Below are 12,314 nucleotides of genomic sequence, written 5' to 3'. Positions count from 1 at the left end.
GATTAACCGCCTCCTACGAAGTGAACGATTTCAAATGAATCGCCTGTTTGAATGGGTGTGTTTTGGTATGCTGTCCGCTCGACAATCTGTCGATTCTGTTCGATGATGACCATTTTTTCCGTCAAATTGAGATGATGAATCAATCCGTCGATTGTCGAAATCGTTCCGTCAAGCGTATACGGTTGACCATTAATGGTGAGTTGCATTCGTGTTCCTCCTCGATTCATGTAATGAAAACGGACGAAGCTCATATTTCGGCGTGATTCCCGTTACCTCGTCTGCCAGGACGGACGCCGTGATCGGGGCGAGTAATATCCCGTGCCGATGATGCCCGGTCGCGACGAATAGGTGCCCGACTCCCGGGACCTGCCCGAGATAAGGCAATCCGTCCGCTGTTTGTGGACGAATCCCGGACCAGATGTCCACGATTTCCGCTTCTCTGATTGCTGGGAACAGTCGCACCGCCGCCTGCAGGAGATGTTCAATCCCGCTGACGCTGACCCCTGTCGTCTCGTCACCGATCCGTTCCGTCGCCCCGATGATGATCCGTCCGTCAAACTTCGGGACGAGGTACACGTCGTCGCTAAACAACGTCTCGGTCAAGACATGCCCCGGAAGCCGGACGGCGAGGCATTCGCCTTTGACCGGTACCGTCGCGATCTCGACACCACTCGTCGCGAGTAACGCTTCTGATCCCCGACCGCTTGCGACCACGACGTTCCCGGCTTCGCGCTTACCGTTACTTGTCGCAACGCCGACGACGGTCGCCCCTGCCCGGTGCAGTCCCGTGACCATTGTCTGTTCTTCAATCACACCTCCGCGGGCTTTAATCGCGTGACGGAGCGAACGCGTCAACTGGACGGGATCGATTTGACCGACTGAAGCGAACCGGATGTCCCCGTCTGCACGGATCAGTCGAAACGGGTTTTCTTTATAGCCACTATCAATGCCGGTCTCATTAAACAGCTCACGGACGAGGTCGGGATAAAGCTGTCGACTCGCTGCCGCCAGTTGATGTAAGGCAGGGATCAGTTCATGATCCGTCGCAAGCATGCCGGCTGCCGCTCGCGTCGCTCCTTCACTGGAACGATTTTGCTCAAGCACGCGTACCGGTTGTCCTCGTTTGAGCAATTCGTAGGCGAGTGTCAAACCGATTACGCCTGCGCCGACGATTAACGTCTCTGTTGCTTTCATTGATCAAGCACCTCGCGATACGACCGGACTGCTTCGACCGGATTTGCCTGACCGAGAATCCCTGACATCACAGCGATGCCAGCAACTCCGGTCGCGAGGACACCCGCGACATTCTCCGGCTGAATCCCGCCAATCGCGATGACGGGGACTTTTGAAAACGTGACGATTTGCGCGAGTGCCGCTAGTCCGCGCGGGGCGACGTCCTGTTTTGACGCCGTCGCAAAGACATGACCATACATGACGAAGTCGCTGCCCGTCTCAAGCGCTTCCGTCAAGGAGTGGATTGATCGGCCGATTTGTAGCTCGCTGAATTGACGCCGCACGACAGCGACGGGAATACTGCGCGATGTCAACTGGACACTTGACTTCGTCACGAGGGCGACATCGAGCCGGTCATGGACGATTAGTTTTTCACTTGGAACACCGGCGCATACTAGCTCCTCGATCAATTGGACGAGTCGGTCCGCCGACCAACCCGGTTCCCGGATATGAATCATGTCGACATAAGGCACAACAGCCGGCAAGACTTCTAGAAGATGTGTCAGCTCTTTTGTCCCGGTCGTCACAATATGTAACTTCGGACGCATACCTTCTCCTCCTTGCTACACAAAAAGGACCACCCCATGAACATGATGGAGTGGTCCGAAAAATGTCCAGGTAAGACCTGAGACAGGATGATAATCAGAAGCCACTTCCCTCCGCTAGTACGAACTAGATCAGGTTCAAAGGGTCCGGATATTTCCGTCTCAGTCTGCTGCGAGACTCCCCTAGTGTAGAACTATTTAGTGTTGGTTGGTTCATTCGTAGTCTACCATGACCGCTCGCTTGATTTCTAGTCTGACTTGTCAGTTCAGCCGATCCGTGACCGTTTTGACCTGTTCCGTCAATTGTTCACGCGTTGGAATCAGCTTCGTGTCTGCTAAATCATACGTTTGTTTCAGACGTAAGACACGTGTCACTTTCGCGTCGAGGTCAGCCTGTGATAGTGACTTGTCCTTGATCCCCTGCATAATTGCCGCATGAACATCCGTGTAAGCACCGGCTTGCGAGAACATCGCCATGTCGGCACCACGTTCGAGGGCGAGACGCGAAGCTTGGGCGAGACCATATTGTTTCGTGATCGCACCCATTACGAGGTCGTCCGTCACGATGACGCCATCGAACTTCAACTCTTCACGCAACAGTTGTTGCATGACCGGCTCTGATAACGACGACGGATTGTCTGGGTCGAGCGCCGGGAATAAAATGTGTGCGACCATCACCATTTCCGCTCCGGCATCGATTGCCGCTTTGAACGGGACGAGTTCCAGTTGCTCGAGTTGCGCTTTCGTCTTCGTCACGGTCGGTAAGCCGACATGCGAATCGACGGTCGTATCCCCGTGTCCGGGAAAATGTTTGATGACCGGCACGACATCTTCCGACTTGATTCCCAGCATTAACGGGACACCGAGCCGGGCGACATCATCCGGCTCAGCACTGAGTGCCCGGTCACCGATGATCGGGTTCACCGGGTTACTGTTGACATCAAGAACCGGGGCAAAATCCATATTGAATCCATAAAACCGTGACATCGCACCAAGCGCCTGTCCGGCCTTTTGCATCAATGCCGGATCGTTTTTCTGACCGAGCGTCAGACTCGGAGGTAAATGAAACGTTTGATCCGGGACACGACTGACACGTCCTCCTTCTTCATCGAAGCCGAGGAACGCGAGCGCTTCGTCGTCTTGTGCGTCCTTGATTGCTGCCGTCAAGGTTTTCAGCTGGGCGTCTGACGTGATATTGCCTCCGAGTAACAGGACACCGCCTATCGCGTGATCGTTTAACAGACTTCGGTCCGCGTCCGATAACGTCGTCCCACTGATCCCGATATACAGCAATTGATCGACCTTTTCAGCAGTCGAGAGTTTGGCGAGCTGACGTTTGATGTCTTGCTCCGCCTGGTCGGCAGCCGTCGGTTCGTCAGCGACCGGCTGTTGCTGACTCGTCTTCGGTTCCGGTTTCGTCTCGGTTTGGGGCGGTTCACTCGCGCATGCCGTCAAAAAGCAAGCCGTTAAAAGCACGTAAATCGGTTTCAAAGCGGTTCCTCGTTTCGGACGCCATTGATTGAATAATAGACTTCAATTTCAGCATTCAGTGATTTCGAGACAGAACAGTATTTATCTTTTGATAACGACACGGCCCGGCGGACTTTATCATCCGGTAAGTCGCCTTCGAGACGATAATGAATCGAAATCGTCGTAAAGCGGCGCGGGTGTTCCGTCGCCCGTTCTCCCTCAATGTCCATCTCAAACGAGGTTAACGGTAAACGCATTTTTTCTAAAATGGAGACGATGTCCATTCCCGTACAGCCGGCGACGGCGTGTAACAACAATTCAGTTGGTCGTGGTGCTCCGTTCTCCCCGTTATTTTCAGGTGCTGCATCCATTGCCAGTTGGTGTCCGGACTCCGTCACTCCACTAAAGCCCATCTTGTGATTCCATGTAATCGTCGCTTGCATTTTTCTCACTACCTTTCGATTTTTAGTTCGGTTCGCTTCGCTCTCCTTCATTATAGCGTAGTCTCACCTGAAGAAAATTGACATGCTATTCAAAATAATTCTTCTTTTCCGTTTCCATCCGATTCCCGTTCACCTGACACACGAATCATGCTATTCTGAAAAACGATAGTTTCGCGCTGCTTAGCGCTAGAATTGAGGAATTGATATGTCATCTACTACCCGTTTAAGTAAAACGGACTGGCTTTTAATCGCCACCCTCTCCTTACTGACGTTCGTCTTAGGCACAAGCGAATTCGTCATTGTCGGGATTTTATCAGAAATCGCTTCGGCCCTCGGAATTACGATTGCGAAAGCCGGCACACTCGTCTCCGCCTTTGCGATTGCCTTCGCGATCGGGACACCGTTCACGATGTCGATCACGGGACGCTTCGAACGTCGCAAATTGATGCTCAGCCTGATCTTTGTTTGGGTCGTCTTGAACTTTTGCAGCAGCATCGCCGACACCTACTCGCTACTGCTCGCAACACGGATCGTCACGGCCGTCCTGACCGGTGTCTTGATTTCGCTTGCGATGGTCGTCGCGAGTGACAGTGTCCCGGTCGCGAAACGCGGTGTCGCCGTGTCGTTCATCTTCGGCGGCTTCACGCTCGCGAACGTCTTCGGCGTCCCGATCGGCACGTTCATCGGGCAACATGCCGGTTTTGAAGCGACGTTTTGGCTGACGACAGCTCTCGGACTGATTGCTTTTTTCGCCGTTTTCAAAGTCGTTCCACGGCAACAGGCGACGGCGACAAGTTCCGTTAAGGATCAACTGCGCCTGCTCGCGAACCCACGTATCATGATTGCCTTCTTCATCCCGTCGTTCGGATTTGGTGCGACCTATGTCGTCTACACGTACCTCGTGCCGATTCTCGAACTTGAACTCGAGCTGCCGCGGGCCTGGATCAGTCCAATCCTCCTCGCGTACGGCGTCGTCTCGATTTTCAGTAACATTCTGGCCGGGAAAATCGCCAGTCATAATCCGATCGGTCGGTTACGGTTTGTGTTCGTCGTGCAAGCGTTCGTCTTGGCGGCCTTATATGTCACGACGTCATCCGTCACGCTCGGACTGATCAATATCGCTTTGATGTCACTGATGTCGATTTTATTGACGACATCGACACAAATCTATCTGATTGACTTGGCGGAAAAGTTCAACCCGGAAGCAAAAGGACTCGCTGCGTCCTTGATGCCGGTCGCAAGTAACGTCGGGATCGCCTTCGGCTCCGCGCTCGGTGGACTCGTTTACGCGAGCGGACCGATGATGAATACGGCGCTCGTCGGCGGACTTGTCGCTTTGCTTGCCGCGTTGTTGACTGCAATCAGCTTCCGACTCGACCGGCGCTCATAATCAAGTAACTTGAACATAATGATCCAATGAACCCGCATCCTATACACTGGTAACTGGTAGTACGAAAGGGAAACTAACGTTTGAGCTTCTATTCATACCCATAATAAAAGCACGATGCCCCTTTCTTCCAGGACGGCATCGTGCTTTTTCGATTATTTTTCAAACTCTAAAATCGTTTGTTGCATCGGAACACCAGACATCGAAACCGTCCGTTCAACGAACAGATAACGTTTCCCGCTTACTAAAAAGCGGCGGTTTCCTAAGTACTCGACCTGTTTTCCGTCCTGCTTTAATTTCTGCTCAATTGCTTTGACATGCTCATCGAGCGTATAAAAACGATCGTCAAACGTCATCGTGATATTTTTCTTTTTGAAGCCAAGTAAGTAACTGAAGAAAAACCAAAATGCTGCCCCGACTGCAATGATCCCCAAAATGATTTCCATCCGAACTTCCCCCTTTGTTTAACCTATTCTACGGATACCCACCTAAAAAGTTCCTGTTTTTTTGATTATTTTGTCATTTACCAAAGGCTTATACGATTCTTTTATAAAGGGGTGAAGCGTCTGCATCAAAAAAAGAGCCTTATCTACATAATGATTGAAGTCATACGTTATTTTGACGACGTCAAAAGGACCTCCCGCAACACTGGAAGTCCTTGACTATTCTTATTTCCGGTCCCAAAAACGTGCTTGGGCGATGCCTTCGATGAACGAATCAAAATGATCCAAGTTATGTTCTTTGAATAAGAAGACACCCGGTTGATCCGTTTCAACACGGCACTTATCGAGTACTGAGTCATCATGGAGATGTAACGCCAGCGGTTTAGCATGTTTATACGTGTTCTCGATAAATTCGAGCACGTCGTCCGCTACTTTTGAAGATGCGCTGATTAAGAATGCGGCGTCAAACAAACTTGAATCGACCGTATCATACGTTTCTTTTACTTTCATTTCACCTAGTGTATAGGCTTTTTTACCAACGAGGCTGTAATTGATGTTATGCTCCGCCAGTTTTTCGACCCACGCCTTCACCTGATTTGCATCCACGTCCCCTGCAAGCAACAGAGCAACACTGCGCGTATCCGTTTTTCGAATCGTATGTTCCATACTGAGGGCATCTGAGCGTTTCTCTGATTGAACCCCTTCATCCGTCGTCGGTACCGCAACGTCAATGTTCTCCGCAACCTCTTTCGCGAGGGCATGGTCGATATGATTCAGCAAATCCACGGCATTCGTTTTGACAACATCAGATTCACACTTTCCGAGCTCGAAGCTGTAGGCATCACGAATGTGTTGTTGTTCAACAGCAGTCATGCTGTTGTAAAAGAGCTTCGCCTGTGAATAAAAGTCGAGGAAACTTTCACTCCGGCCACGCACTTTATGGCCGTCGACTTTTTCCTGGTAATGTTCAAAACCGCCTTCTTCGACCGGGACAGGCTCAGGCTGATTTTCATTCAAACCATTTTTGTGATAGCTCGTCTGTCCTTTATGGACCGCCATCTGATGCATGCCGTCCCGCTGATTGTTATGGTACGGACAAACCGGCTGATTGATCGGGATTTGATGGAAGTTCGGTCCTCCGAGTCGGGACAACTGTGTGTCCGTATATGAGAACAACCGCCCTTGCAACAACGGATCATTTGAAAAATCAATTCCCGGAACGATGTGTCCTGGGTGGAACGCTACTTGTTCTGTTTCCGCAAAGAAATTGTCGACATTGCGGTTCAATGTCATTTTACCGACGAGTCGGACCGGTACTTCTTCCTCCGGCCATAGTTTCGTCGGATCGAGAATGTCAAAATCGAACTTGAACTCATCCTTTTCCGCAATCAATTGCAGTCCGAGCTCCCATTCCGGGAAATCCCCCTTATCGATTGCTTCATATAAATCAACGCGGTGGAAATCAGGATTTTTACCAAGTGCTTTTTGTGCTTCATCCCAGACTTGCGAATGAACACCAAGTTTTGGTTTCCAGTGGAACTTAACAAAGTGCGCCTTCCCTTGTGCGTTGACGAGTCGGAATGTATGGACGCCGAACCCTTCCATCATCCGAAGGCTCCGTGGAATTCCACGGTCACTCATCGCCCACATGACCGTATGTGCAGTCTCATGATTTTGACCGATGAAATCCCAAAACGTATCATGCGCGCTTGCGCCTTGCGGAACTTCCGTATGTGGCTCCGGTTTGACGGCATGGACGAAATCAGGAAACTTGATGGCATCTTGAATGAAGAATACCGGAATGTTATTCCCGACTAAATCGTAGTTGCCTTCATCCGTATAAAACTTCGTCGAGAAACCACGGACATCACGGACCGTATCTCCTGAACCGCGTGACCCTTGGACCGTCGAAAAACGGACGAAGACCGGTGTCGTTTTCGAGGGATCGTTCAAAAAGCCCGCTTTCGTAATCTCAGCTAGCGGTTCGTATACCTGAAATTCACCATGTGCCCCGACACCTCTAGCATGGACGATTCGTTCCGGAATCCGTTCATGGTCAAAGTGTGTCATCTTCTCTCTAAAGTGGAAGTCTTCAATCAATGTCGGTCCCCGTAGTCCTGCCTTTAGCGAAAATTCATCTTCCGCCATTTTCAACCCTTGATTCGTCGTCAGTCCCGCTTTTTTCGTGTTATCGATTTGGTGCGCCTTCATTTGTTCTTCTTTTTTATTCGTCATACTGTTACCTCCCCATAAGTAAAAGCAATCGGTGTCAATCAGCTAGTTAGGTCATCGCTACCATCAATACGGTGTCGGATCTTCTTGTGGTGCATCCGGTATTTCTGTCGGTTCCGGAAAAGTATCCGGCTCCGGCTGACGGATTGGATCTTCTTGCGGCGTGTCCGGAATTTCCGACGGTGGTGTTCCCGGCACTTCATTCGGTTCGTGATTCGGTTCGTGCTCCGGTACTTCGTTCGGATTCTTCTTCATAAAAAAGACCTCCTTATGATGTAATATAATCGCCGCCATTGATATGGATGGTTTGTCCCGTGACGTAACTCGAGTCGCGTGACGCGAGGTAAACATAAGCTGGAGCATTTTCTGAAGGTTGTCCCCGACGCTTCAGTAACGTGTCTTCCCCATGTGCTTCGACCTTCTCTTTCGAGAACGTCGCCGGAATTAACGGTGTCCAAATCGGACCCGGTGCGACGGCATTGACACGAATGCCTTTTTCGACGAGGCTCGATGCAAGCGAACGTGTTAACGTCGTAATCGCCCCTTTTGTCGCCGAATAATCGATCAACGTCGGTGCCCCGCGATAAGCCGTCACGGACGACGTATTGATGATTGTATCTTCTTCTTTCAGATGCGGTACGGCAGCCTGCGTCAAATAAAACATCGAGAAGATGTTCGTTTCAAACGTTTCCTGCAACTGTTCCGGTGTGATGTCTAAAAAATCATCTTGCGGAAATTGTTTTCCTGCGTTGTTGACGAGAATATTCAGTTGACCGAATTCCTGAAGCACCTGATCAATGACTGGTTTTGCGTTTTCCGGCCGGCTGACGTCTTTCGCAAATGCAAGGGCCTTAACTCCGTACCCTTCAATTAACTGCTTCGTTTTTTCCGCGTCCTGTCCTTCATTTAAGTAAACGATCGCGACATTTGCGCCTTCTTTTGCGTAAGCGACCGCGACGGCGCGACCAATCCCGCTGTCACCGCCAGTGATAAGCGCGACTTTCCCTTTCAGCTTCCCGGAGCCGACATACTCGGGATCGTCATAAATCGGTTCAGGATTCATTTCGGACTCGATTCCTGGTTGATGATCTTGTGTTTGCCCTTTTGCTTCTTCATGCATATCCCTCAGTTGCTTTTCGCGCATCTCACTCATCCCCTCTACTGTGATAATTGACTTCCTTAGTTAACATTCCCTTGCCATGTATGAATAAACGTCATTCCATAAAAAAAATCCCCTTCAAAAAGGGGATACAGACTACAGACAAACTCTTATGAAGCGTGAACAGGCTATAAAAAGAGGCAATTCGTTTGCGCTGCCTTATCTCGCCTCGTCTCCAAAGCTGCAGAGTCGCGACCGATTGCTTTTCGCGGTTCTAAGCGATTCGAGACGAATTGCGCGCTAAACCGTCTGCATGCCTAGAGTTCTGTCACGGTATTACCTAAAAAGCGCCATGTTTCGTTGACTCCTATGGGAATTTAACGCGACTTGCCAAAGGCAGGCAAGACCCTGCTCGTTGTCCGTGAAGATCAAGGAGCAACGACTTGCGCCTCGCTCGGGGAAAGCAACGAAAAAAGACGCTTGATCTCCCAATCGCACGTTGTCTACAGCCAGAATCTCCTTCAAAAAAAGGTGCATACAAGTCTTACTCCAGGAATTCATTCTTTTATTAGACGGTCCCACTCACCTGTCTTCAGCATCGTTTTTAGCTGTAGGGGATAGAATTCGATGGATGGCAATTCGTCGATCGGGACGAACCGGTAAATCAGTTCCTCGCCCTCGACACCGTAAAAATCTTCCGTCGTCACATTGATCTCATCTAACAACTCGACTTCGTAATAAAAACCGACTTCATGAAAAGCGACGTCTTCATATGTAAAGAAATTTTCGTGAACGCACAAAAAACGTTTAACTTGTGCTTCTAATCCTAATTCTTCTTTGATTTCACGGACAACCGCTGTCTCCCCACTCTCCATCAGTTGAATCCGTCCCCCTGGTAATGCCCAAAAAGCATCTCGAATATTCCGATGAATTAAGAGACACCCTTCCTTGACGATCACGGCAGCCGCCCGGTGATTGAATCGTTGCTTCTCAAACTTAAAGTTAATATCCAACTGTCCCACACTCCTTTGTTATGTTTCGATACAATATCATAATTTCCCATAATTGACTTTGTAATAAAAAAGTCAAACAGATGACATGGACAAACCCTCGTCTCAAGGGATTGCGTAATTATCCCAAAACGAAGATTACAATATATATTATCTAAAGATATTTTAGAAATAAAATTGAAATATCGATTTGTAAATTCCGAATGCTATACTCAGTTTGTTCGAAAGCACCACTCACTCTACTAACTCAATCTACTCTATATACAACACATCCTATTTAATGACTCAGTCATTTCATTTTTCATTAACCCGTCACTTTGTTTTCACATCAGGAGGATTTACAACATGAAACGTATTTTGACAACTATGACGATGAGCGCGCTTGTCGTTTCAGGATTTGCAGCTACGGGTACAGGTAAGGTTGAAGCGGCTGGTACTTCTTATAAAGTAAAAGTCATGGCAGACGGACTTCGCGTTCGGACCGGCCCTTCAACAAAATACCGGATCATCGGAGGCGTCAACTCGGGCCAAACGTTTAAGTACCTTGGACGTAAAGGAAACTGGACGAAAATCATCTACGGTGGAGAAAAACGCTACGTATACTCAGGATACGTTAAAAAGTACAGCCTCAAGTCTAAAACTAGCACTGCAAAAAAAGCATCCGTCTCGTCTAGCTTTATTCGCCCGACAAGCGGGACTCTGACGCAACGCTATGGCAATGCAAGCGGCCGCTACGGATATACGTTCCATAACGGTGTCGACTTCGGAGCGAAGACAGGAACTCCTGTCTATGCGACAGCCACTGGGAAAGTCATCTCCTCAAAATATCAAGGCGCGTACGGAAACTACATCATGATGTCACATAAGGTGAACGGTTTAACCTACACAAGTGTTTATGCCCACCTCAATTCACGTAAAGTTTATGCGGGTCAAACGATTGCAAAAGGAACGAAGATCGGAACAGTCGGTAGCACAGGTAATGCGTTCGGTGCTCACCTTCACTTCGAACTTCATCGTGGCAGCTACGTCTACAGCAGCTCTTCAGCCGCAAGTAGTGTCAACCCACTCAACTTACTTTAAACCAAAGAAAGGCACCTCTAATCAGGTGTCTTTTTTGTTTGGATTCCTATTTTGAAAACTTAAAAAATTTTTTAAACATCAAAATTACAAAAATTCAAATTTTAAAAAATACTATTATTTCCATTTCAACTTTATCTTAAACGACCTCAACTTGTCACACTTTTTTATTAATTCCCTAGTGTGTGAACATTTTTTAAACATCTAAAATGTGTTGATATATATAGAAAAACCAATAAATGTCATATGTTATTTTTGGATAGCTTAAATATATTCTATTGAAACATTTCCGAAATGTTAATGTAATATTTAAACATTTTAAGTAATGTTATACTCATTTATGAAATTTAGTAGAACATATTTTCAACAAACAACTGACCTATCGTGTTGAGTTTCAAGGAGGACATACATAGATGAACAAATTATTAACGACTTTAACAGTATCTGCCATTGCAGTAGCTGGACTGACAACATTTGCAGTCCCGAAAGTCGATGCTGCGACAACTTACTATAAAGTTAAAGTCATGGATGACGGTTTACGCGTCCGGACCGGCCCCTCTACTTCATCAAGCGTCATTACGGGTGTTGCTAAGGGAGAAACCTACAAGTATCTCGGGCGTACCGGCAACTGGACAAAAATTTTATACGGGTCAAGTAAAGTTTATGTTTCTTCGTCTTATGTCAAAAAATATTCAGTCACACGTTATTATAAAATCAAGGTAATGGCGGATAACCTTCGTGTCCGGACAAGTTCTTCGACAAACAGCCAGCAGGTCGGTTCGGTCGATAGTGGAGAAACGTACCGCTACCTCGGCAAAAAAGGCGACTGGATTAAGTTCCTTTATAATGGCGAAAAGCGTTATGTGCACGCCGACTATGTAAAAAAATACGCGGTCTTAAAATTAACGAATTCAGGTGCTAGTAAAGCCTCAAAAGATTTCGTCACACCGACAAGCGGACCGATTACACAAGGTTACGGGGCAGCGAGCGGCGTTTACGGTTATACGTTCCATAACGGCATCGATTATGGTGCAGCAAAAGGAACGCCCGTCTATGCGACAGCTGCCGGTAAAGTCACGACGTCTAAAAACTATGGCGCGTACGGGAACTACATCATGATGACTCATACAATTGACGGATCTTCCTTCACAAGCCTCTATGCTCACTTAAACAGCCGGAGCGTCTCAGTCGGTCAAACGGTCTCGCAAGGACAACTGATCGGAACGGTCGGCGAAACAGGAAATGCTTTCGGAGCACACCTTCATTTCGAGCTTCACCGTGGTACATATGTCTACAGCGCAACCTCCGCTGCAAGCAGTGTCAATCCGCTCGATTACTTATAAGACAACACCCCCGACCACATCCGGTCGGGGGT

General features: G+C 48.4%; 13 protein-coding genes and 1 riboswitch. Of the genes, 3 read left to right on the top strand and 10 right to left on the bottom strand.

What is annotated here, in order from left to right; all coding sequences use genetic code 11:
- Window positions 1–2: 2 nt before the first annotated feature.
- From thiS to KNQ02_RS07920, 5 genes are all read right to left on the bottom strand, one after another.
- Entirely contained in the window at window positions 3–206 is a 204-nt protein-coding gene (thiS, locus tag KNQ02_RS07940; protein WP_159172662.1) for a sulfur carrier protein ThiS, read from the bottom strand.
- Window positions 190–1,194 carry an NAD(P)/FAD-dependent oxidoreductase gene (locus KNQ02_RS07935; RefSeq protein WP_214807873.1) on the bottom strand — a complete coding sequence of 335 codons (1,005 nt, stop codon included), beginning with the start codon at window positions 1,192–1,194 and terminating at the stop codon, window positions 190–192. The genes thiS and KNQ02_RS07935 overlap by 17 nt, the downstream gene beginning before the upstream one ends.
- Window positions 1,191–1,781: a thiamine phosphate synthase gene (locus tag KNQ02_RS07930; RefSeq protein WP_214807871.1), complete on the bottom strand. Its 591-nt coding sequence runs from the start codon at window positions 1,779–1,781 to the stop codon at window positions 1,191–1,193. Before KNQ02_RS07930 ends, KNQ02_RS07935 begins: the two co-directional genes overlap by 4 nt.
- An 89-nt stretch (window positions 1,782–1,870) precedes the next feature.
- Window positions 1,871–1,973, bottom strand: a riboswitch (TPP riboswitch).
- 66 nt (window positions 1,974–2,039) lie between these two features.
- The gene (nagZ, locus tag KNQ02_RS07925) at window positions 2,040–3,269 is read right to left on the bottom strand and encodes a beta-N-acetylhexosaminidase (RefSeq protein WP_214807869.1); all 1,230 of its coding nucleotides are present in this window, start codon (window positions 3,267–3,269) and stop codon (window positions 2,040–2,042) included.
- Entirely contained in the window at window positions 3,266–3,691 is a 426-nt protein-coding gene (locus KNQ02_RS07920) for an OsmC family protein (RefSeq protein WP_088836833.1), read from the bottom strand. The genes nagZ and KNQ02_RS07920 overlap by 4 nt, the downstream gene beginning before the upstream one ends.
- Window positions 3,692–3,896: 205 nt before the next feature.
- On the opposite strand from KNQ02_RS07920, the gene KNQ02_RS07915 reads away from it, so the two are divergent.
- Window positions 3,897–5,081, top strand: a complete 1,185-nt coding sequence (locus KNQ02_RS07915; protein WP_214807867.1) for an MFS transporter — start codon at window positions 3,897–3,899, stop codon at window positions 5,079–5,081.
- A gap of 152 nt (window positions 5,082–5,233) precedes the next feature.
- Here KNQ02_RS07915 and KNQ02_RS07910 read toward each other — a convergent pair whose 3' ends face one another.
- The 5 genes from KNQ02_RS07910 to KNQ02_RS07890 all read right to left on the bottom strand — a co-directional run bounded on the left by KNQ02_RS07910 (window position 5,234) and on the right by KNQ02_RS07890 (window position 9,874).
- Window positions 5,234–5,524 (bottom strand): hypothetical protein, encoded by a 291-nt coding sequence (locus tag KNQ02_RS07910; protein WP_029333417.1) that lies wholly within the window; start codon window positions 5,522–5,524, stop codon window positions 5,234–5,236.
- Between the two features lie 222 nt (window positions 5,525–5,746).
- Window positions 5,747–7,756: a catalase gene (locus tag KNQ02_RS07905; protein ID WP_214807865.1), complete on the bottom strand. Its 2,010-nt coding sequence runs from the start codon at window positions 7,754–7,756 to the stop codon at window positions 5,747–5,749.
- Window positions 7,757–7,819: 63 nt separating this feature from the next.
- On the bottom strand, window positions 7,820–8,008 hold the full coding sequence (locus KNQ02_RS07900) for a hypothetical protein (protein WP_029333410.1): 189 nt from the start codon (window positions 8,006–8,008) through the stop codon (window positions 7,820–7,822).
- Window positions 8,009–8,021: 13 nt separating this feature from the next.
- Window positions 8,022–8,897 (bottom strand): SDR family oxidoreductase, encoded by an 876-nt coding sequence (locus KNQ02_RS07895; RefSeq protein ID WP_214767516.1) that lies wholly within the window; start codon window positions 8,895–8,897, stop codon window positions 8,022–8,024.
- Between the two features lie 512 nt (window positions 8,898–9,409).
- On the bottom strand, window positions 9,410–9,874 hold the full coding sequence (locus KNQ02_RS07890) for an NUDIX hydrolase (RefSeq protein WP_214807862.1): 465 nt from the start codon (window positions 9,872–9,874) through the stop codon (window positions 9,410–9,412).
- A 333-nt stretch (window positions 9,875–10,207) separates the two neighbouring features.
- Here KNQ02_RS07890 and KNQ02_RS07885 point away from each other — a divergent pair, with 333 nt between their 5' ends.
- Together KNQ02_RS07885 and KNQ02_RS07880 are read left to right on the top strand one after the other, a co-directional pair.
- Entirely contained in the window at window positions 10,208–10,942 is a 735-nt protein-coding gene (locus KNQ02_RS07885; RefSeq protein WP_088836827.1) for a peptidoglycan DD-metalloendopeptidase family protein, read from the top strand.
- A gap of 410 nt (window positions 10,943–11,352) precedes the next feature.
- Window positions 11,353–12,282, top strand: a complete 930-nt coding sequence (locus KNQ02_RS07880) for a peptidoglycan DD-metalloendopeptidase family protein (RefSeq protein WP_214767509.1) — start codon at window positions 11,353–11,355, stop codon at window positions 12,280–12,282.
- Window positions 12,283–12,314: the final 32 nt, after the last annotated feature.

Source organism: Exiguobacterium sp. s102 (genome assembly GCF_018618635.1).
GTDB lineage: Bacteria > Bacillota > Bacilli > Exiguobacteriales > Exiguobacteriaceae > Exiguobacterium_A > Exiguobacterium_A oxidotolerans.
The sequence above is the reverse complement of the archived record's forward strand: the minus strand, read 5'-3'. Positions and strand labels throughout refer to the sequence as shown.